The 20814-nt window shown below is 67.8% G+C and carries 13 protein-coding genes, 1 tRNA gene and 2 pseudogenes; 9 read left to right on the top strand and 7 right to left on the bottom strand.

Annotation, left to right across the window (positions count from 1 at the left end):
• Nucleotides 1–74 precede the first annotated feature (74 nt).
• The 3 genes from PGN16_RS17845 (at nucleotide 75) to PGN16_RS17835 (ending at nucleotide 3432) form a co-directional block, all read left to right on the top strand.
• Nucleotides 75–719: a DUF47 domain-containing protein gene (locus PGN16_RS17845; protein ID WP_335310704.1), complete on the top strand. Its 645-nt coding sequence runs from the start codon at nucleotides 75–77 to the stop codon at nucleotides 717–719.
• 18 nt (nucleotides 720–737) lie between these two features.
• Nucleotides 738–1751, top strand: a complete 1014-nt coding sequence (locus PGN16_RS17840; protein WP_335310703.1) for an inorganic phosphate transporter — start codon at nucleotides 738–740, stop codon at nucleotides 1749–1751.
• Nucleotides 1752–1956: 205 nt separating this feature from the next.
• On the top strand, nucleotides 1957–3432 hold the full coding sequence (locus PGN16_RS17835; protein ID WP_335310702.1) for a DUF4403 family protein: 1476 nt from the start codon (nucleotides 1957–1959) through the stop codon (nucleotides 3430–3432).
• Between the two features lie 131 nt (nucleotides 3433–3563).
• Here PGN16_RS17835 and PGN16_RS17830 read toward each other — a convergent pair whose 3' ends face one another.
• On the bottom strand, nucleotides 3564–4238 hold the full coding sequence (locus PGN16_RS17830) for a hypothetical protein (RefSeq protein WP_335310701.1): 675 nt from the start codon (nucleotides 4236–4238) through the stop codon (nucleotides 3564–3566).
• A 105-nt stretch (nucleotides 4239–4343) separates the two neighbouring features.
• Nucleotides 4344–5832 (bottom strand): annotated as a pseudogene (locus tag PGN16_RS17825) (replicative DNA helicase).
• Nucleotides 5833–5916: 84 nt separating this feature from the next.
• Between PGN16_RS17825 and PGN16_RS17820 the strand changes: the two are divergent.
• Genes PGN16_RS17820 through PGN16_RS17810 form a run of 3 tightly spaced genes read left to right on the top strand, consistent with a single transcriptional unit; the run spans nucleotide 5917 to nucleotide 7542 of the window.
• Complete coding sequence (locus tag PGN16_RS17820; RefSeq protein ID WP_335310700.1) at nucleotides 5917–6399, top strand: UPF0262 family protein; 483 nt, start codon at nucleotides 5917–5919, stop codon at nucleotides 6397–6399.
• On the top strand, nucleotides 6396–7103 hold the full coding sequence (locus PGN16_RS17815; RefSeq protein WP_335310699.1) for a glycoside hydrolase family 25 protein: 708 nt from the start codon (nucleotides 6396–6398) through the stop codon (nucleotides 7101–7103). The genes PGN16_RS17820 and PGN16_RS17815 overlap by 4 nt, the downstream gene beginning before the upstream one ends.
• Nucleotides 7096–7542 carry a cytidine deaminase gene (locus PGN16_RS17810; protein ID WP_335310698.1) on the top strand — a complete coding sequence of 149 codons (447 nt, stop codon included), beginning with the start codon at nucleotides 7096–7098 and terminating at the stop codon, nucleotides 7540–7542. Before PGN16_RS17815 ends, PGN16_RS17810 begins: the two co-directional genes overlap by 8 nt.
• 567 nt (nucleotides 7543–8109) lie before the next feature.
• Here PGN16_RS17810 and PGN16_RS17805 read toward each other — a convergent pair.
• Nucleotides 8110–8193 (bottom strand) — tRNA-Leu (locus PGN16_RS17805).
• Between the two features lie 109 nt (nucleotides 8194–8302).
• Here PGN16_RS17805 and acs point away from each other — a divergent pair.
• Both acs and PGN16_RS17795 read left to right on the top strand, forming a co-directional pair.
• Nucleotides 8303–10232: pseudogene (acs, locus tag PGN16_RS17800) on the top strand (acetate--CoA ligase).
• A 255-nt stretch (nucleotides 10233–10487) separates the two neighbouring features.
• Nucleotides 10488–11426 carry an alpha/beta hydrolase gene (locus PGN16_RS17795; RefSeq protein ID WP_335310697.1) on the top strand — a complete coding sequence of 313 codons (939 nt, stop codon included), beginning with the start codon at nucleotides 10488–10490 and terminating at the stop codon, nucleotides 11424–11426.
• Between the two features lie 283 nt (nucleotides 11427–11709).
• On the opposite strand, the gene PGN16_RS17790 is transcribed toward PGN16_RS17795, so the two are convergent.
• The 3 genes from PGN16_RS17790 to PGN16_RS17780 all read right to left on the bottom strand — a co-directional run bounded on the left by PGN16_RS17790 (nucleotide 11710) and on the right by PGN16_RS17780 (nucleotide 17128).
• Complete coding sequence (locus tag PGN16_RS17790; protein ID WP_335310696.1) at nucleotides 11710–14526, bottom strand: TonB-dependent receptor; 2817 nt, start codon at nucleotides 14524–14526, stop codon at nucleotides 11710–11712.
• A gap of 285 nt (nucleotides 14527–14811) precedes the next feature.
• Nucleotides 14812–14958 (bottom strand): hypothetical protein, encoded by a 147-nt coding sequence (locus tag PGN16_RS17785; protein WP_335310695.1) that lies wholly within the window; start codon nucleotides 14956–14958, stop codon nucleotides 14812–14814.
• Between the two features lie 64 nt (nucleotides 14959–15022).
• The gene (locus PGN16_RS17780) at nucleotides 15023–17128 is read right to left on the bottom strand and encodes a malate synthase G (protein WP_335310694.1); all 2106 of its coding nucleotides are present in this window, start codon (nucleotides 17126–17128) and stop codon (nucleotides 15023–15025) included.
• An 83-nt stretch (nucleotides 17129–17211) separates the two neighbouring features.
• On the opposite strand from PGN16_RS17780, the gene PGN16_RS17775 reads away from it, so the two are divergent.
• Complete coding sequence (locus tag PGN16_RS17775) at nucleotides 17212–18153, top strand: LysR family transcriptional regulator (protein WP_335310693.1); 942 nt, start codon at nucleotides 17212–17214, stop codon at nucleotides 18151–18153.
• Here PGN16_RS17775 and PGN16_RS17770 read toward each other — a convergent pair.
• The gene (locus tag PGN16_RS17770; RefSeq protein ID WP_335310692.1) at nucleotides 18094–20706 is read right to left on the bottom strand and encodes a PAS domain-containing protein; all 2613 of its coding nucleotides are present in this window, start codon (nucleotides 20704–20706) and stop codon (nucleotides 18094–18096) included. The genes PGN16_RS17775 and PGN16_RS17770 overlap by 60 nt on opposite strands.
• Nucleotides 20707–20814 lie beyond the last annotated feature (108 nt).

Here is a 20814-nt window from a genome sequence, read left to right as displayed (position 1 = left end):
CCCGCTCGGCGTCCGGGCACGATCGTGTCCGGGACGGCGCAGCTTTTCTCATGAAACGTTCGGGATGGAGTTTGATGTTCGCCTGGTTCCAGCGCCTGTTGCCGAAGACCGGCAATTTCTTCGAGCAGTTCGAAGGACATGCCGCGATCGGCCTGGCCGCCGCGCGCGCCACCGCGAAGCTGCTGGAGGGCGGACCGGACCGTTCCGTGCTGCTCGTGGAGATCAACAAGCGCGAAAATGAGGCCGACGAGATCACGCGGGACGTGCTGAAAAGCGTTCGCGCGACGTTTCTGACGCCGTTCGATCGCGGCGCGATCACCGCGCTGATCGGTGCGCTCGACGATACGATCGACGAAATGTACGCCGCTGCGTCCGCGATCGACCTGTACGGCCTGACCGAATTCGCGCCCGAGATGCGCGAGATGGCGCAGGTGGCGGTCGATGCCGCCGGGCTGGCGGTCGAGGCGATGCCGCTGCTGCGCGACGTCAGCCGCAACGGCCCACGGCTGCACGAGCTGACCGAGCAACTCATCCGGCTGGAAGGCCGCGCCGACGATTGCCATGCCGCGGGGCTGCGCCGCTCGCTGGAGCAATATGGCAAGACCGACACGCTGCGCTTCGTGGTCGAGCGTGAAATCTACAAGCATCTGGAGCGGATCCTCGATGCCTTCGAGGATGTCGCCGACGAGATCGACGGCATCGTCATCGACCACGCCTGACGCCGGGTCGACGCTCCCATGCACGAACTCGCCTTTCCGTTGCTGGTCGGCCTGATCCTGGTCGCACTGGCGTTCGATTATCTCAACGGGCTCCACGACGCCGCCAACTCGATCGCGACCGTCGTCGCCACCCGGCTGCTGTCGCCCGTCAAGGCGGTGGCGTTCGCGGCGTTCTTCAACTTCGCCGCCTATTTCCTGACGCTGGCGATCCCCAGCCTCCATGCCGTTGCAGAGACGATCGGCAAGGGCCTGATCGACAAGGATGTCATCACCCCGGCGGTGATCTTCGGCGCGCTGGGCGGAGCGATGACGTGGAACGTCATCACCTGGCTGAAGGGCATTCCGTCGTCGAGCAGCCATGCCTTGGTCGGCGGGCTGGTCGGCGCGGGGGTGGCGCATGGCGGCATCGCCGGCGTGCAATGGAGCGGCCTCAACAAAACGCTGCTGGCGATCGTCCTGTCGCCGGTGATCGGCATGTTCCTGGCGATGGCGGTGATGCTGCTGTCGAGCTGGGCGCTACGCCGCTCGACCGCGCCGCAGGCGGAGCGCAGCTTCCGCGCGCTGCACCTCGCCTCCTCGGCGGCCTATTCGCTGAGCCACGGGCTCAACGACGCGCAGAAGACGATGGGGATCATCACCGTCCTGCTCTATTCGACCGGTTATCTGACCGGGCCGTTCGAGGTGCCGCACTGGGTGGCGATCAGCTGCTATATCGCGATCGCGCTCGGCACGATGACCGGTGGCTGGCGGATCATCGAGACGATGGGATCGCGGATCACTCGACTGTCGCAGCATCAGGGGTTCAGCGCCTCGCTGGCCGGGTCGATCGTGGTGTTCAGCGCCTCGACGCTGGGCATTCCGGTATCGACCACGCACACGATCACCGGCTCGATCATCGGCGCGGGCGTGTCGCGTCGCGCCTCGGCGGTGCGCTGGGGCGTGGCCAAGAACGTCGTCGTGGCGTGGGTCATCACGATCCCCGCATCAGCTGCGGTCGGCGCGCTGGTCTATTCGACGACGTTGCTGTTCTAGGGCCGGATGGACGGCTCGACTCTTTCCGACCCGAGCAGCTTTCTCCCTTGTCACTTCAGATTTGACCCGGTGCCCCGCTGATCGAACGGTTGCGAAACGAAGAAGCTGGGCCCCGGATCAAGTCCGGGGCGACGGGGCGTCGTAAACACCTCACGACACAAACACGGATCGAAACCGGCCGTTACGGATTGGTAACATCAATCAGGTGACGGAGACCGGCGTGCGGCGCGTGTTGCTCATTTTCGTGCTGCTCGCCGCCGGATGTGCGCGGCATGATCCCTCCCCTGCCCCACCGCGCGTCGAGAGCGCGATCGCGCCGTTCCCCGACCAGACCTCGACGATCGTCGTGCCGGTGACGGCGCGGCTCGACCAGCTGGAGCGCGGGCTCGACAAGGAAACGCCGCGCGTGCTGTGGACGATCGACGAGCATCGTGACCGATGCGTCAAGGGCAAGCGGGTCGATCTCGGCATCGGCAAGGTCAAGGTGACCCCCGACCTCGGTTGCCGGCTGGTCGGGCAAGTAACGCGCGGCGCGATCCGGGTGTCGGGCGCGGGCGAGCAGCTCGACATCACCATGCCCGTGTCCGCCGTCATCCATGTCCGCGACATAGGCGGGGTGCTGGGCGAAACCGTCACCGCGCGCGCGCTGGTCCACGCGACCGGCAAGCTGGCGGTGGTCGGCAACTGGCAACCGCGCGCGACGCTCGACCTTGCCTATGACTGGCGCGAGCCACCGGGGATCGAGATCGCCGGGCAGCGGATCACCTTCACCAGCCGCGCCGACCAGAAGCTGAAACGCGTCGTCGCCAGACTGGAGCGCGATCTGCCACGCGAGGTAGCGAAGCTCGATCTGCGCGGGCAACTGGACGGCGCGTGGCGGCACGGCTTTACGGTGATCGAACTCAGCAAGCGCAACCCACCGGCATGGATGCGCGTCGCGCCACGCGCGCTGGGTGTCGGCGGCTATCGGATCGATGGCCGGCAATTGCAGTTGACGCTGGCGGCCGAGGCGCTGACGCAGACGTTCGTCGGCAAGCGCCCCGCCGATCCCACGCCCGCGCCGTTGCCGCCTCCGTCGCGGGTCGCCGGGCAGCCGGGGCTACGCTTCTTCATCCCGGTGCTTGCCGATTATGCGCAACTGGAACCGGTGGTGTTGCGCACGCTGCACAAGCTGGCCGCCAAGGGCATTTCGCTGACGGGGGTTGGGCCGGTCGACGTCGATTTCGGCAAGGTCACGGTCTACGCCACCAATAACAACCGGCTGGCGGTGGGCGTGGCCGCGCGGGTGGTGCCGCGCGACCGCGCCTTCCCGGCGACCAGCGGCGAGGCGTGGCTGACCGCGCAGCCGTATAACGAAGAGAATTCACAGCTGGTGCGCGCGCGCGATGTGCAACTCGCCGCCGACACCGACTCCGACGCGGTCGATTTGATCGTCAGCCTTCTCGACGCCACGCAGGTGCAGCAGGCGGTGGCACTGGCGTTGCAGCACGATTTCGCGCCGGATTATCAGCGCGTGCTGGGCAAGGCACAGGCGGCGATCGGCGCGCGTCAGGAGGGTGACTTCTTCCTGTCGACCGATGTCACGCGCGTATCGACCGGACGGTTGCAGGTGACCGGTGCCGGGCTGTTCCTGCCGGTGCGCGCCGAAGGCGCTGCGCGGATCGCCTATCGGCCGCGGTGATTCGACGGCGCCGCACCCGCTCCGTCACCCCGGACTTGATCCGGGGTCCCGCTCCTGCCTGCGGCCGAGGGAAGAAGCGGGATCCCGGATCAAGTCCGGGATGACGGAAAAAGGGCGAGTGTTGGACTGGCTTAGAAGCGCCAGCCAAGTGCCAGTTGCACGATCGGCCAGACCTTGACCTTGTCGACGTCCTTCTGGAGCGACACGCGTTCACGTTCCAGTGCGGCCTGGAAAGCGGGGTCGTCACGCAGCGTTCCGGTCGACTGGAAGCGCTCGATCCGGTACGCGCCCTGGAAGAGCACGCCAAGCTCGGTCCCGAAATAGAAACCGGTGCGGTTCTTGCCCGCCCAGCCGAACGTCAACGCCGGCGCGAACTTCTTGACGTTCGCACGGCCGCTGATCCGGCCGACCTCCGCGGCGGTATAATCCTCCTCGCCGATCGTGGTCTCGCCGCTCGGGGTCAGGCCGACATCGACGCGGCTGCGGTTGATCCGTGCCCCCGCCGAAAGCCGGAACGCGCCGCCGAACGGGTGGACGTCGAGCATCGCGCCATAGGACTTCAGCCGCAGCTTGGCATCATACTTCTCGCCGTCCGATTCAGCGGTGCCGTCGGCGCTCAAGAAACCCGCGGCCGCGCGCACGCCGAGGTGATCGTTGAAGCGCACCCCCAGTTCGGGGCCGATCCCCAACGTACCCGCGGTCACGGCCGCCCGGACGTGCGTGCCGCCATCGGCATTCTGCGCCGACGCCGGCGCCACACCCAGCATCAGTCCGGCCGCCAGCGCGACCGCCCCCATCGTCTTCATATTTTCCCCCATTTGCGGCCGCCCCCCGGCGGCCTGCACGCACTCTTGCGCTATTTCACGCCGCCCGTCTTACCCCACATGGGTTAGAAGGAGGCGGTTTCTGGCTCAGAATCCGGCATAATCGCTGAAGCGGGTGATCGTCGGATCGAACTTCAGCACCACCTTGCCGGTCGCGCCGTGACGCTGCTTGGCGACGATCAGCTCGGCGAGTCCATAGACGCGCTCCATGTCGGCCGCCCAGCGCGCGTGGTCCTCGAACACTTTGGCCTCGTCGCCTTCCATCGGGCGCTTCGGCTCGCGCTGCGCGGTATAATAATCCTCGCGGAACACGAACCACACCATGTCGGCGTCCTGCTCGATCGACCCCGATTCGCGCAGGTCCGAGAGCATCGGGCGCTTGTCCTCACGGCTTTCGACCGCACGGCTGAGCTGCGACAGCGCCAGCACGGGGACGTTCATGTCCTTCGCCAAGGTCTTGAGCCCGCGCGAAATCTCCGAGATTTCTTGCACGCGGTTGCCGTCGCCCTTGCCCGAGCCGGTCAGCAGCTGGAGATAGTCGACGACGACCAGCCCGATCTCGTTGTTGTGCCGCCGCTGGAGCCGGCGGACGCGGGTATGGAGCGAGGCGATCGTGAGGCCGCCGGTATCGTCGATGAAGAACGGCAGATTCTCCAGCTCGGCCGCCGCCGCGGCGAGCTGCTCGAACTCGGCCTTGCTGATCTTGCCCATGCGCAGCGCCTCGGAGCTGATCCGCGACTGTTCGGCGAGGATACGCGTCGCGAGCTGGTCGGCGCTCATTTCGAGGCTGAAGAACGCGACCTTCGCGCCGACCGACTTGGAGGGCGGGATGCCGTCGCGCATGTCGCGCATCCAGCGCTGCGCGGCGTTGAAGGCGATGTTGGTGGCGAGCGAGGTCTTGCCCATGCCGGGACGACCGGCGAGGATCATCAAGTCGGAATGGTGCATACCGCCGATCTTGGCGTTGACGGTGTCGAGCCCGGTGGTGACGCCGCTGAGGTTTCCGCCCCAGTTGAGCGCCTTCTCGGCCATCTTGACCGCCATCGTGCTGGCCTGGGCGAAGCTCTTGACGCTGTTCTCGGCCCCGCCGTCGGCGGCGACGCGGTACAATTCCTCCTCGGCGGCCTCGATCTGCGCGCGCGGATTGACCTCCTCGCTGGTGTCCATCGCGCGGTCGACCATCGAATGGCCGACCGAGACGAGCGTGCGCAGCATCGCGAGATCGTAGATCTGCGTCGCGAACTGCCGCGCGCCGATCAGCCCCGCGCCCGACCCGGTCAGGCTGGCGAGATAGGCGACCCCGCCCAGCTCCTTCATCCCCTCGTCCGCCTCGAACATCGGGCGCAGCGTGACGGGGGGTGGCGAGCATGTCCTGCGACCGCAGCGACTTGATCGCGGCGAAGATCCGGCCGTGGACCGGCTCGTAGAAGTGCATCGGCTCGAGTCGGTCGACGATGTCGTCGGCGAGCCGGTTGTCGATCATCATCGCGCCGAGCATCGCGGCCTCGGCCTCGACGTTGCGAGGCAGGTGAACGGGTTCGGCCGAAGCCGGTTGCGGGAATGCCAGAGTCGCCATTTCCCCGGCTATAGCCGATCGGGGCGTGTCGCATAACCGGGATCGGCGTTGTCGCGGCGCGACTTCGGCTTTAACGGGACACGGATGGCCGATCCGCGGATCATCGACATCGAACTCGACGAGCGCACGATCCTGTGGCGCTCGGCCGATATCGAGCAGGAACGGCGGATCGCGATCTTCGACCTGATCGAGGACAATCATTTCGCGCCGCAACGCGAGACGCCCGACGGTTATGCCGGGCCGTATCGGGTCAAGCTGGGCGTCGAGGAAGGGCGACTGGCGATCCAGATCGCGCGCGAGGACGGCACGCCGCTGGAGACTTTGGTACTGGGGCTGGCGCGGTTCCGGCGGCCGATCCGCGACTATTTCGCGATCTGCGACAGCTACTTCCAGGCGATCCGCCAGTCGACGCCGGCGCAGATCGAGACGGTCGACATGGCGCGGCGCGGCATCCACAATGAGGCGGCCGAGCTGCTCCGCGAGCGGCTGGACGGCAAGATCCATATCGACTTCGACACGGCGCGGCGGCTGTTCACGCTGATCTGCGTCCTGCACATCAAGGCTTGAGTTACGGAATATGTGGGGTTTGGGACGGCTCGTGCTGGTTCTGGCCGCGTTGGCGCTGGCCGGCGTGGCGGGGGTGGCGGCTCGCGGTACGCTGGGCGCCGGGGATCGAGCGTTATCCGGTGCAGGGCGTCGACGTTTCGGAGACGACCGGGACCATCATCTGGCCGGTTTTGAAGGGTGCCGGTGCGCAGTTCGGCTATGCCGTGGCGACGGTAGGCGCGACGACACGCGACCGCAATTTCCAGGCGAACTGGGATGCGATGGCCAAGGTCGGCGTGAAGCGCGGCGCGGTGCACGTCTTCTCTTTCTGCCAGTCGCCGCGCGTACAGGGCGACGTGTTCAACACCGTCGTGCCGCGCGACCTGAAGGCGCTGCCCGCCGCGATCGCGTTCGATTATGACGACGCCTGCCCCGACCGCCCTGAACGCGCCGCGCTGATCGCAGGCGTGCGCGCGATGATCGAGCGGATCGAGGCGCATATGGGCAAGCCGGTGGTGCTGCGCATCGCCGGTCGGGTCGAGGACGATTACCGGCTGACCGAGGCGTTCGACCGCAAATGGTGGGCGGTGGGCAATTTCCTGAAGCCGAGCTATGGCGCGCGACCATGGTCGGTGTGGCGCGCCAGTGACATGCGCGGCGTCGACGGGGTCGATGGCCCGGTGGACTGGGATGTGGCGACAGAAGGAGCCTTCAAAGATGAGTGACGCCCCCCGGCTGATCGCCGCCGCGCGCGAGGCGGCGCGCCATGCCCACGCGCCGTATTCGCGCTTCGCGGTCGGCGCGGCGGTGCTGTTGACCGATGGCAGCGTCGTGACCGGCGCGAACTTTGAGAACGCCAGCTACGGCCTGTCGCTGTGCGCGGAGACGGTGGCGATCGCGACCGTCTCGGCACAGGGGCGGCTGCGCGAGGTGGTCGCGGTCGGCGTGATCGGCGGCGCGATGGACGCCGCGGGGCGGGCGACCGGCGATCAGCCGGTGCGACCGTGCGGGCGGTGCCGGCAGGTGCTCAACGAGGCGGCGCAGATGGGCGGGCGCGATCTGGCGGTGCATTGCGCAGGGGCCGAGGGGGACGCGGTGGCGAGCTATCGGCTGAGCGAGTTGCTGCCCGATGCGTTCGGGCCGGGGGATTTGCGGATTTCGTGATCCTTGGTTCGTCGCCCCGGACTTGATCCGGGGTCCCGCTTGTTCGTTGGCTTAGCGGAAGAAGCGGGATCCCGGGTCAAGCCCGGGATGACGTGGATGGGAAACGGTCGACCACGCCAACCACCGTCGCCCCTGCGAAGGCAGGGGCCTATGACTGTGTCGTCCGGGTGAAACGGCTGACACATGCGGCGCGCGGACTGTGCCAGTCGACCCGGCAAAATAGACAGACATGGGCCCCTGCCTGCGCAGGGGCGACGGTGATTGTGGCGGGTTGGCGGTGCTCCCGGCCATCGTCGCGCTTGCTGAGGCAGGAGCGACGGCGGTTGTGGCGGGGCGACGGTGCTCTCGGCCGTCGTCGCCCCTGAGGAGGCAGGAGCGACTGCAGTTGTGGCGGGTCGACGGTGCTCCCGGCCACCGTCGACCCTGCGGAGGCAGGGGCCTATGGCTGCTTCGTCCGGGCTGGACGGCTGACACATGCGCCGCCGCTTTCGTGAGTGCCGTTTTGCGACACGGCACAGACATGGGCCCCTGCCTGCGCAGGGGCGACCGGAGTCTTTGATTTTGGGGTGGTGCGGGCGGTCGGACTCGAACCGACATGTATTGCTACGGCAGATTTTGAGTCTGCTGCGTCTACCATTTCGCCACGCCCGCAGCGTGCGACCGGCGGCGCTATAGGACAGCATTTCGCCGCTGGCTAGGTGTCGCTGTCTTGACCCGTCACCCGCTTAGGCGTCATCGCACATCGCCATAGGAGAGCTGCATGAGCGATAGCGTGTACCCCGCCCCCGCAGGCACCGAAAACAGCATCGACCCCGCGCGCGCCGCGGCGGCGTGGCAACGGTCGGTCGACGATCCCGAGGGCTATTGGCGCGAGGAAGCGCAGCGGCTCGACTGGATCGCGCCCTTCACCCAAGTGAAGGACACCTCCTTCGACGAGGCCGATTTCCGCATCCGCTGGTTTGCGGACGGCGTGCTCAACGTCTCGGCCAATTGCGTCGACCGTCATCTGGCGACGCGCGGCGACCAGACCGCCATCATCTGGGAAGGCGACGAGCCCGGCGAGACGAAGACGCTGACCTATCGCGAACTGCACCGTGAGATGTGCCGCTTCGCCAACGTTCTGAAATCGCTGGGCGTCAAGAAGGGCGATCGCGTCACGCTCTATCTACCGATGATCGCGGAGGCGGCGGCGGCGATGCTCGCCTGTACGCGGATCGGCGCGATCCATTCGATCGTGTTCGGCGGCTTCTCGCCCGACAGCCTCGCCAACCGTATTCAGGATTGCGATTCGACGGTCGTCATCTGCGCCGACGAGGGCTGCCGCGGGGGGCAAGCGCATTCCGCTGAAGGCCAATGTCGACAAGGCGGTCGCGCGCTGCCCGAGCGTCCAGCATGTCCTCGTCATCCGCCGCACCGGTGGCGAGGTGGCGATGACCGAGGGGCGCGACATCTGGCTGCACGATGCGCTGGAGGGGGTGAGCGACGATTGCGCGCCCGAGCCGATGAACGCCGAGGACCCGCTGTTCATCCTCTATACCTCGGGGTCGACCGGCAAGCCCAAGGGCGTGCTCCACACCACCGGCGGATACCTGCTGTGGGTGACGAAGACGTTCAAGGACGTCTTCGATTATCGCGACGGCGAGATCTATTGGTGCACCGCCGACATCGGCTGGGTCACCGGGCACAGCTATGTCGTCTATGGCCCGCTGGCGAACGGCGCGACGACGGTGATGTTCGATGGCGTTCCGAACTATCCCGATCACGGGCGGCTGTGGGAGACGATCGACCGGCTGGGGGTCAACATCCTCTACACCGCGCCGACCGCGATCCGCGCGCTGATGCGCGAGGGCGACGACTGGGTGACGCGCCACGATCGCGGGTCGCTGCGGCTGCTCGGGTCGGTCGGCGAGCCGATCAACCCGGAGGCGTGGACCTGGTATCACCGCGTCGTCGGCGGCGGCCGCTGCCCGATCGTCGATACCTGGTGGCAGACCGAGACCGGCGGCATCCTGATCTCCCCCCTGCCCTATGCGACCGACCTGAAGCCCGGCTCGGCGACCAAGCCGTTACCGGGCGTGCAGCCGCAGATCGTCGATGCCGAGGGCAAGGTGCTGGACGGTGCGGCGGAGGGCAATCTGTGCATCATCGATAGCTGGCCGGGGATGATGCGCACCGTTTGGGGCGATCACGAGCGGTTCGTCCAGACCTATTTCAGCACCTATCCGGGGAAGTATTTCACCGGCGACGGGTGCCGGCGCGACGACGACGGCTATTACTGGATCACCGGCCGCGTCGACGACGTCATCAACGTCTCGGGGCATCGCATGGGCACCGCCGAGGTCGAATCGGCGCTGGTCGCACACGCCAAGGTCGCCGAGGCGGCGGTGGTCGGGATGCCGCACGAGGTGAAGGGTCAGGGCATCTATGCCTTCGTGACGCTCAACAGCGGGGTCGAACCGTCCGAGGAACTGCGGACCGAGCTGCGGCAGTGGGTGCGTGGCGAGATCGGGCCGATCGCCAGCCCCGACGCGCTGCAATTCGCGCCCGGCCTGCCCAAGACGCGCTCGGGCAAGATCATGCGGCGTATCCTGCGCAAGATCGCCGAGAACGATACCGGCAATCTTGGGGATACCTCGACGCTCGCCGATCCGTCGGTGGTCGAGACGTTGGTGGCCGAGCGGGTGCGGTAGGACGGAGGCGGGGCCGGAATCGCGATCCGTCATTGCGAGCATGGCGAAGCAATCCAGGGCCCCACCCGGACGCTCTGGATTGCTTCGCCATGCTCGCAATGACAGCAGGGCTTGAACGCCGATCGTCCTGCGCCAACCCGCTGACAGTCGGCGGCATTTCTGCAAGAACGAGACTTGGCAGCCTTGAAAAGTTAGCGCTATCTTTTCCCCGCTCGCCACGGCGGGACGCGAAAAGATAACGATGGAGGGATGGCCATGACGAGGCGCAAGGTTCGTAACGGGTGGGTCGCAGGCTGGGCGGCGGTGCTGCTCTCCGGGGCAGCGAGCCCTGCATTGGCGCAGGCCGACAAGATGACGCCGATCGCCACCCCGGCGCAGCCGACGGCGATCACGCTCGATACCGGGCCGCTGCCTGACGCGCCGAACAAGGAAGCGTGGCATCGCCAATATGGCAGCACCTTCACGCGCAACGTGACGGTCGCGACGCTGACGCCGTTCCTCCCCGCCCCCGGTACCGCGACCGGCGCGGCGGTGGTGGTGGCACCCGGCGGCGGGTTCCGCACGCTGTCGATGGAAAATGAGGGCTGGGACGTCGCCAAGGCGCTCGCAAAACGTGGCGTGGCGGCATTCGTGCTCAAATACCGACTGAACCAGACGCCCGCGGACATGGCCGGGTTCGAGAAGTCGATGGCGGAGATGTTCTCCGGCACCGCGCCGCGTCCGCGCGTCGACCCGACCGCGATGACCGCGCGGCTCGGCCCGCAGATCGCCGATGCGCGCGCCGCCTTCGCGCTGATCCGCCGCCGCGCCGCGGAGTGGAAGGTCGATCCCGACCGGATCGGGATGATCGGCTTCTCGGCGGGCGCGATGCTGACGATGGCGACGACGCTGGCCGGGCAGGACGCGAAGCCGGCGTTCGTCGCCGATATCTACGGCCCGCTCGGCGCGGTCGACGTCCCCGCCGACGCGCCGCCCTTGTTCATCGCGCTGGCGGCGGACGATCCGTTCTTTGCCAATGACGGGATCGGGCTGGTCGACACATGGCGCGCGGCGCGGCGGCCGGTCGAGTTCCACCTCTACGAACAGGGCGGGCATGGCTTCGGCATGTACCAGAAGCCGACGACCAGCACCGGCTGGTTCGACGCCTATGTCCGCTGGCTGGGGATGCACGGGTTGCTGGCGAAGAAGAAGTAACCGCTCCGAGACAGGAAGCGGGGCCCCGGATCAAGTCCGGGGCGACGGTCGAGCGTTTTCGGATTCGCCCCTCCTCAAGCCATCGCCCCTGCGCAGGCAGGAGCCTATGTCTGTGTCGTCGTGCGAGCGGCCTGACACAGCAGCCGGGTGGCATGTGTCAGATGGTTCGACAAACGAAACAGCCATGGGCCCCTGCCTTCGCAGGGGCGACGGCTTTTGGGGCGAGCGGACGATGCCCCAATTGGCGGTATCGCCCCTGCCTGCGCAGGGGCGACGGTGAGACTTAGAAGCGGAAGCGGACGCCGAGCGAGTAATAACGCCCTTCCTCGCGGACATCGACCGGATAGCCGGCGTCGGCGGCGAAGTTGCGGTAGTTCTGCCACGGCTGCGCGAGGATGTTGCTGACGTCGGCGGTGAGCGTGATGTTCTCGAACGGCGTATAGGAGGCCGAGAAGTCGAGCCGCGAGATCGGCCGCACCGTCACGCCCGCGAATTGCGCCTCGCCGGGATTGCGCGTGAAGCTGTCGACGAACTCCGACCGGCGATTGTACGACAGACGCGCCGACACCGGACCCTTTTCGTAGAAGCCGGTGATATTGTACGTCCACTTCGACACGCCGGTGATCGGCACGACCGGCGCCGCCTCGCCCAGCGTCGACGGCAGCTGGTTGGTACCGTCGAGATAGGTGACGTTCAGCTGCGTGCCGAAGCCGCTGAGCAGGCCGGGCAGGAAGTCGAAGAAGGTCTGGAAGTTGGCCTCCGCGCCCTTGATGCTGCCGGCGCCGGCATTTTCCGGGCGCGAGACTTGCAGACGGCCATAGGTCGGGTCCTGCACGATCGAGGTGTAATTGCTGATGAAGCCGAACAGGTCGCGGTAGAAGACCGAGGCGGTGAACGAGCCGGTCGGCGCGAAATACCATTCGAGCGTCGCGTCCCAGTTGTTCGAGGTCAGCGGCACCAGATCGGGGTTGCCGCCGCTGCCGCTCGCATCGAAGGCCCCGCCGGTCACGGTGCTGCGCGTGATGTTGAACGCCGGGTTCAACTGATTGAACCCCGGCCGGGTGCGCGTCTCGGTATAGGCGAGGCGCGCCTGCAACTTCGGCGTGAACTTCAGCCGCGCGCCGAACGACGGCAGCACGTCGACGTAGTTCTGGCGGTTCACCTGCGGCACGAACGAGATGACGTTGTTGGTGCTCAGCCGCGTCACGCCGCGATAGGTGCCGTCGTTGTTGACGACGCGGACGCCCGCGGTGCCGTCGATCTCGACCCCGGCGATCGTGAAGTCGTAGCGTGCCATCGCATAGGCGGCGTAGGTGCTTTCCTGCGCGCTGAAGCCGCCGTCCTCGCGCAGCGCGATCTCTTCCTGACCGAAGCGGGCGACGCTGTCGCGCAGGTCGGCATTGTTGGGATCGCGCGCGATCAACTGCGGGCCGACCGAATAGGTCAGCGCGCGGAGCGCGTCGAAGTTCGAGCGGATTGACGCGCGCGACGGCATCAGCCAGTTGCGGAACTGCGCGGCGGGCTGACGGAAGCCGTCCTCCACGGTCTCGAGCTGCCCCGTCGGCAGGCTGGCGAGCGGGATGCCGAGCGCGTCGGTGGCGAGATAGCGGTCGCCCTGCTCCAGCTTCGCGGTACGCGACACCCAGCGCACACCAAAGTCGAGCCGCTGGACCAGCGGGAGGTCGGTATCGAGCTGCAGGTCGGCGCGCCACTGATGCCCGTCGCCGGTGGCGTGGTAACGCTTCTGGTAGAAGCCGCGCCAGATGTAATTGTCCGGATTCAGCGCGTCGAAGCCGGGGAAGCTGAACGACGCACCGCCGTCGCGGTCGAACTCGACATCGACCTGCGGCGACGAGGCGAAGCGCGCGTCGAGGCTGTATTCGAGCTGCGAATAGGTGCTGTAGGTATAGGCGTAGTCGCTGCTGATCTTCGCGCGGTCACCCTTCCACACGAACCCGATCGCGCCCTGATAGGTGTCGGTGCGGTCGTTGAAGGTCGAGCGGAACTGTTGTGGCGCGAGGCCGCCGGTCTTGGTGAAGCTCAGCACCTTGCGCGGGTCGTTGGGGTCGAGCACGACGTTGCTGAGCGTCGGGCGCGTACCGGTCTGCCCCGGCAGCGCGAGGGTCGCGGATTCGAGCAGGGCGGTGAAATTCTCGTTCGACTGCTCGCCGCGATACGCCTGCCACAGTCCGTCGGCGTAGATCTCCAGCCGATCGTTGGGGCGCCATTGCAGGCTGCCGTTGACCGATGGACGCGTCCGCGTGCCGGTCGCGAAGTAGTTGCCGACCGAATTGGGGAAGCGGAAATCGGTGCCGACCCCCGGCGTGGTGACGGTCAGATCGTCGGTGGCGTTGCCGGCATCGCCCGCGGCGGTCCGGGTGGCCTGATCGTTGAAGCGGACCGCGTTGCGATAGCGGGTGCGCGTGATCGCGAAATTGACCAAGGCGCCGATCTCGCCGATCCCGGTGTCCCAGCGATCGGTGATGAGGATGTTGCCGACGGGATCAAGCTTGCCCGACTGGTCGTTGTACGCGCCGCGGATGCCGCCCGCGATCTCGAAACCGGTGAAGTCGAACGGCCGACGCGAGCGGACGTTGACCAGCCCCGCCAACCCCGGCTCGATCAGGTCGGCGGTGCCGGACTTGTAGACCTCGAGCGCGGCGAGCGCGCCGGCCGGGAAGTCCTGCAATGCGACGCCGCGGTTCTCGGCGGTGAAGATCTCGCGGTTGTTGAAGGTGGTGCTGATGTCGCCGAGACCGCGGATCAGCACGCCGTTCGCTTCGTCGTTCGAGCGATTGACCTGCACGCCGGTGACGCGCGCCAGCGCTTCGGAGGCGTTGTTGTCGGGCAATTTGCCGATGTCCTCGGCAACGACCGCGTCGAGGATCGAGGCCGAATCGCGCTTGAGCGCCTGCGCCGAGCGGAGGCTGGCGCGCACGCCGGTGACGACGATGTCGTCGGCGGCGGGGCCGGTGGCGGCGACGGGCGAGGTCGGGGCGACTGCGCTCGCCTCCTGCGGCAGCGGCGCGTCCTGCGCGGCGGCGAGGCCCGGCGTCAGCGCGGTTCCGGCCAGCAATGCCGTTCGGAAAAGGGTTTTCATCGTCGCCTTCACTGCATCTCTCCCGCGCTCCGCGACCTCCGCCGCGGCGTTTATTAATCAGACATAAAGCGCGTGATATTAAAGCGTCAATATCATCGCCCTTTCACGCAGGGTGAAATTGCAAGATTAAGCGGGCCGTCTGCCGAGGGTTAGCAACCTGTGACAAGGAGAAGACAGAGGGAGATGCGGCTCCGCTTGTCTGACATTCGCCACCTTCCGCCGCGCCAATTCGCGCGGCGGGTGCAGGATCAGTCGCGGGAGTGCCCGAGCCGAACGCGGCCGGGATCAGTGACGCTTGATCGCGGAGGCGGCGCGCTCGGCCTGTTCACGATAGCCGGCCGCCATCGATCGCAGGAACGTACGATCGCCACGTCCGTCGAGTTCGCGCGCAAGCCGTCCGTAGCGATCGGCCTGCCTGAAGAGATGTTTCACAATCGATTCCACCACCGGCAAGCGAACGAACTTGGGAACCGTTCCGCGCCTTCGCCGTTTTGGGTCAAGGCGCAGCCTTGGCACGGCGGCGAAAACGATGGAGCATCGGCTCGGTATAGCCGTTCGGTTGCGCCACCCCCTCGAACACCAACGCGCGGGCCGCCTGCATCGCGAAACCGTCCGGGGCGAGCGGACGATAGAAGCGATCGCCGGCGTTCTGCGCATCGACCTTCGTCGCCATCCGCGCGAACGCCGCATCGACCTGTGCCGGCGTGGCGACGCCGTGGAGCAGCCAGTTGGCGAGATGCTGCGACGAGATGCGCAGGGTCGCGCGGTCCTCCATCAACCCGATATCGTGAATGTCGGGGACCTTCGAACAGCCGACGCCATGATCGATCCAGCGCACGACATAGCCGAGAATGCCTTGCGCGTTGTTGTCGAGTTCGTCGGCGATCTCCTGCGCGGACCAGTTCAGGTCGCTGTCGAGCGGGATCGACAGCAAGCCGTCGAGCGGCGCGACCGGTTCCGCGGCGCGAACGGCCTGACGATCGGCCACGTCGACGCGGTGATAATGCGTGGCATGGAGCGTCGCGGCGGTCGGCGACGGAACCCAGGCGGTGGTGGCGCCGGCACGGGGATGCGCGATCTTCTGCGCCAGCATGTCGTGCAGCCGGTCCGGCGCGGCCCACATCCCCTTGCCGATCTGCGCCCGTCCCGCAAAGCCGCAGGCCAGACCGATCTGGACGTTCCGATCCTCATAGGCGGCGATCCACGCCGCATTCTTCATGTCGGCCTTCCGCACCATCGCCCCGGCGCGCATCGAGGTGTGGATCTCGTCGCCGGTGCGATCGAGAAAACCGGTGTTGATGAAGACGATCCGGTCGCGCACCGCATGGATGCACGCGGCCAGATTGGCGCTGGTGCGCCGTTCCTCGTCCATGACGCCGACCTTGATCGTATGCCGCGCCAGCCCGAGCAAATCCTCGACCGCGTCGAACAGCCGGTCGGTGAACGCCGCCTCCTCGGGGCCGTGCATCTTCGGCTTGACGATGTAGATCGAGCCGGCGCGGCTGTTGTAGCGGCTGCCCAGATCATGGAGGTCGTGCAGCGCGATCAGGCTGGTGATCGCCGCGTCGAGAATGCCTTCGGGTGCCTCGCTTCCGTCCGGCAGCAGGAGCGCGGGCGTCGTCATCAGGTGGCCGACGTTGCGCACGAACAGCAGACTGCGCCCCGGCAGCATGAACGGCACGCCGTCGGGCGCGACGTAGTGCCGATCGTGGTTGAGGCGACGGGTCATCGTCTGCCCGCCTTTCTCGAACGTCTCCTCCAGATCGCCGCGCATCAGCCCGAGCCAATTGGCATAGGCCGCCACCTTGTCCGCGGCATCGACCGCGGCGACAGAATCCTCCAGGTCGCAGATCGTGGTGAGCGCGGATTCGAGAATCACGTCGGCCAGCCCCGCCCCATCGTCGCGCCCGATCGGATGCGTGCGGTCGATCACCAGCTCGATGTGAAGGCCGTGGTGACGCAGCAGCCAATTGTCGCCCGCGCGTCCGGCGAGTTGGGAAGGATCGGCGAGCGCGGGCGACTCCCCTGCCCAGTCGCGCCAGCTTCCGTGCGCGAGCGGCACCGCATCGTCGAGGAAGGCACGCGCCCAAGCGATCACCTGTGCGCCGCGCGCCGGGTCGTAGCGTGGGCCAGTGGCGGCACCCGGTAGCGCATCGGTACCGTATAGCGCATCGTACAGGCTGCCCCAGCGCGCGTTAGCGGCGTTGAGCAGGAAGCGGGCGTTCAGGATCGGCACGACCAGTTGCGGTCCGGCGATGCGCGCAACCTCGTCATCGACGTCGCGGGGCGCGATCGTGAACGGCGCCGGCTCATCGACCAGATAGCCGATCGCGCGCAGGAACGCCCGATAGGCGATCGGATCGTGCGGCTGACCGGCGGCATCGCGGTGCCAGGCGTCGACCTCCGCCTGCAACGTGTCGCGGCGGCGAAGCAATGTCGCATTCTCCGGGGCGAAGCGGGCGTAAATCGACGCGAGGCCATGCCAGAAGACCTCCGCCGCGATGCCGGTGCCGGGCAGCGCACGCTGTTCGATGAAGGTCGCGAGTTCGGTGGCGACCCGCAATCCCGCGCGATCCTCGTAACCTTCGCCCATCGTGCTCATCCTCCTCGCCGACCGACATAAACGCCTTGCGATCCTGTCGGTAGCAGGCAAAGGTTCGAAACACCTTTTCCCTGGACGAACGAATGCTCGACCCGGATTACATGCTGTTCGCTCAGGTGATCGAGGCCGGCAGCCTGTCGGCGGCGGCGCGCACGCTCGGCATCTCGCCGGCGATGGCGTCGAAGCGGCTGGCGCGGCTGGAGGCGCGGCTGGGCGTGCGGCTGATCCAGCGCACGACGCGGCGACTGGCGGCGACCGATGCCGGCGAGCGCTTCCACACCGATGTCGTCGCGATCCTGCGCGACATCGCGGCGGCGGAGGCACGCGTCACGGGTGTACGCGACGAACCGACGGGGGTGCTGCGCGTATCGGCACCGACGTCGTTCGGGCGGCTGCATATCGCGCCGCGGCTGCACGACTTCCTGCGCATCGCGCCGCGCGTGACGCTGGAGCTGAACCTGACCGACGCCAATGTCGATCTGGTCGCCGAGCGCGTCGATGTGGCGGTGCGGATCGCCAGCGACATCCCGTCCAGCCTGGTCGCCCATCGGCTGGGGAGCAGCCGGCGATTGCTGTGCGCCGCGCCCGCCTATCTTGCCGAACATGGCGAGCCGCGCACCCCGGGCGAGTTGATGCGACACCGCCTGCTCGCCGCCGAGGGCCAATTGCCGTGGCGGCTGGTGAACGGACGGCGGCGGCAGTCGATCGACGCGCAGAGCCATGTGCGCACCAATTCGAGCGAGATCGTCCGCGAACTGGCGATATCGGGCGTCGGGATCGCGCTGCGGTCGATCTGGGACGTCGACGACGCGCTGGCGGCGGGACGGCTGGTGCCGGTGCTGCCGGGCTGGGAGGGGCCGCGCGATCTGGCGATCCACGCGCTTCACCCGCGCGCGCCCGCGGTGCCGGCGGCGGTGACCGCCTTCGTCGCCTTCCTGCGCCAAGCGCTCGATCCGGCGCCGTGGTCAACCGCCGTGGCGGGAGATCGGGATCGCGATCCGGCAGCGGACGCCGTCCGCACCTAGGTCGAACGAGGTCTGCGCGCCGAGCTGATAGGGAAGCGCATGTTCGATCAGCTCGCGCCCCTCGCCCGAACCGAGCGGCGCATGCCCGGCGGCGGGCATCGCGACGCCGGTTTCATGCCAGTCGATGTGCAGCCACGGCGTGCCGTCCGTCCCGGCCGCCAGCCGCCAGGCGATCGACAGCTTCCCGCCCGCCGCGCCGAGCGCGCCATATTTGACGGCATTGGTCGCCAGTTCGTGGAGCGCCATCGCCAGCGTCTGCACCGTCGAGGAGCGCAGGCGCACGCCGTTCGGCCCGGACAGCGTCACCGCCGCCGCCTCTCCGTCCAGCGCGGCAAGTTCGGCGTCGAGCAGGCTGTCGAAGGTGACGCGATCATCCTCCGACAACCGCGACAACAATCCCTGCGCGCGCACCAGCGCCTGCAAGCGATCACCGAACCGCTGATGAAAGTCCGGCAGATCGCGGCTGGCGCGCGCGCATTTGTCGGCCAGCGCCTGCACCACGCCGATCAGGTTGCGGGTGCGATGCTGAAGCTCGGCGATCAGCACCTGCTGTCGCTCGGTCCAGACGCGGCGCTCGGTGACGTCGACGATCGCGCCGACCATCCGCACCGGTTGCCCGGCATCGTCGAAGAAGAAGCGGCCGCGCGCCGAATGCCAGTGGATCGAGCCATCGGGGTGGACGACGCGAAACTCCTGCTTGTAGGGGCGCCCGCCGCCCATCGCCTCGGCCATCAACGTCTCGGCCTCGGCGCGGTCGTCGGGATGGACGCGCGCCAGCCACGCCGAATAGCTGGGCTCCACCGATCCGACCGGATAGCCCTGAAGCAGGAAATGTTCGGCGGACCAATGGACCTCGTCGGTGGCGACGTTCCAGTCCCACAGCCCGATCCCGCCGACCTCGACCGCGCTGCGCAGCCGCTCCTCGCTGCGCGCCACCGCCTCGCGCGCCTGGCGCGACGCGGTGACGTCGGAGGTGATGCCGCCGATCAGCACCACCTGACCGCCCGCGTCGCGGATCGGGAATTCGGTGGTGCGCAGCCAGCGCGGCGCCCCGTCGGGCGCGCGGCGGATCCGGTAATCGACGGTGACATGCGCGCCGCCGCGCACCCGCGCGATCGCCGCCTCCACGCGCGCGCGGTCCTCGGGCAGGATCAGCGCCAGCCAGTTGCGATGGTGATCGCCGGTCAGCACGGCGCGGCGGCGCCGGCCGTAGATCGTTCGGAAAGCCGGCGTGACATAGCGCCAGTGAAGCGTCGCGGCATCGCGGATCGACAATGCGTCGGTCGACGCATCGCCGAACAGCCGCAGCATCTCGTCACGCTCGCGCAAGCGCTCGGTCGCCTGCCGTTGCTCGGTCACGTCGAAGACGACGCCGTGGAGGATACGCGTGTCGGGGCCGTCGGCGCGCCCGCGCCAGCGCAGCCAGCATCCGGCGGTGGGGCCGGCGACGATCTCCATCTCGCCGTCGAATTCCGCGCCCGGCGCGATGCGCCGCGTCTCGAAGCGGCTCACGGTCGCCAGCCCGTCCGGCGACAACCGCGCGAGGAAGTCGCTTGCCGGACGCGGCTCGTCGCTGGGCGGCATCCCCCACAGCGCGAAGAAGCGCGCGTCGCCGCGCACCTCGCGCGTCGCCAGGTCGATCCGCCACGCGCCCATCCCGCCGCCGTCCAGCGCGATGCGGCGCATCTCCTCGCTGCGGCGCACGATCTCCTCGGCGGTGCGCCGCGCGGTGATGTCGATCCCGGTGCCGAACCACTCGGTCACTCGCCCCTCGGCATCCAGGATCGGGATCGCGCGCGACGCGACCCAGCCGATCGCGCCATCCGGGCAGCGGACCCGGTGCTCCAGTTCGTACATCGTCGGCCCGTCGAGCGCCGCGGCCATCGCCGCGAACACCGCGCCGCGATCCTCGTCGGGGATGAAGCGTTCGACCCAGTCGGTGATCGGTTCGGCGATGTCGGGCAGCATGTCGCGCCCGTCCAGCCGCAGCAACTGGCCCCAGTCCGCACTCATCCGAAACAGCATGTGGCTGCCGGTCGTCACCATCATGCGCAGCTGCGCCTCGCTGTCGCGCAATTGCGCGGTCGCCCGGCGATGATCGGTCACCTCCACCAGTTGCTGCAGCGCGCCGCGGATCGCGCCGTCGCCGTCGCGCACCGCGCTCCAGGTGATGTCGAAGGTTCGGCGCTCCGGGCGTCCGTCCGCATCGCGCAGCGCCACCTCGCGCCCCGTCAGCGACACCGCACCGCCCGCGCGCACGGTCGCCAGCCGCTGCGCCACCGCGTCGTCGTAGATGTCGCTCCACCCCTCCGCGACCGGACGGCCGAGCAGCGCCGGATGCCGGTCGCGTGCGATGTCGATATAGGCATCGTTGTAGAGTTGCAGCAGCGCATCGCCCCACAGCAAGGTCGCCGGGCGCGGCATTGCCAGCATCGTCTCCACCGACGACATCAGTTCCACAGGCCAGGTCGCGATCGGGCCGAGGGCGGTGGCCGACCAGTCGAACGCACGGATTCGCTCCGCGATGTCCCCGGTGCCGAACGGTCGCGTCATTCCTGGCTTCATCCCCGTCAGCAAAGCGCGAACATTAAACTTTGGCAAGATAAGCCTTTGGCGCCGCAAGCACGATAGCAGTCCCCGCGCCGATCGGATAGCAGCGGA

The organism is Sphingomonas phyllosphaerae (assembly GCF_036946485.1).
GTDB classification, from domain to species: Bacteria; Pseudomonadota; Alphaproteobacteria; order Sphingomonadales; family Sphingomonadaceae; genus Sphingomonas; species Sphingomonas phyllosphaerae_E.
This window is presented reverse-complemented; position numbering and strand designations above follow the sequence as displayed.

What these genes read in the sequence shown, in the direction of transcription:
- PGN16_RS17845 (WP_335310704.1), top strand. Translation starts at nt 75, where the DNA reads ATGTTCGCCTGGTTCCAGCGCCTGTTGCCGAAGACCGGCAATTTCTTC.
- PGN16_RS17840 (WP_335310703.1), top strand. Translation starts at nt 738, where the DNA reads ATGCACGAACTCGCCTTTCCGTTGCTGGTCGGCCTGATCCTGGTCGCA.
- PGN16_RS17830 (WP_335310701.1), bottom strand. Translation starts at nt 4,238, where the DNA reads ATGAAGACGATGGGGGCGGTCGCGCTGGCGGCCGGACTGATGCTGGGT.
- PGN16_RS17820 (WP_335310700.1), top strand. Translation starts at nt 5,917, where the DNA reads ATGGCCGATCCGCGGATCATCGACATCGAACTCGACGAGCGCACGATC.
- PGN16_RS17810 (WP_335310698.1), top strand. Translation starts at nt 7,096, where the DNA reads ATGAGTGACGCCCCCCGGCTGATCGCCGCCGCGCGCGAGGCGGCGCGC.
- PGN16_RS17795 (WP_335310697.1), top strand. Translation starts at nt 10,488, where the DNA reads ATGACGAGGCGCAAGGTTCGTAACGGGTGGGTCGCAGGCTGGGCGGCG.
- PGN16_RS17790 (WP_335310696.1), bottom strand. Translation starts at nt 14,526, where the DNA reads ATGAAAACCCTTTTCCGAACGGCATTGCTGGCCGGAACCGCGCTGACG.
- PGN16_RS17780 (WP_335310694.1), bottom strand. Translation starts at nt 17,128, where the DNA reads ATGAGCACGATGGGCGAAGGTTACGAGGATCGCGCGGGATTGCGGGTC.
- PGN16_RS17775 (WP_335310693.1), top strand. Translation starts at nt 17,212, where the DNA reads ATGCTCGACCCGGATTACATGCTGTTCGCTCAGGTGATCGAGGCCGGC.
- PGN16_RS17770 (WP_335310692.1), bottom strand. Translation starts at nt 20,706, where the DNA reads ATGACGCGACCGTTCGGCACCGGGGACATCGCGGAGCGAATCCGTGCG.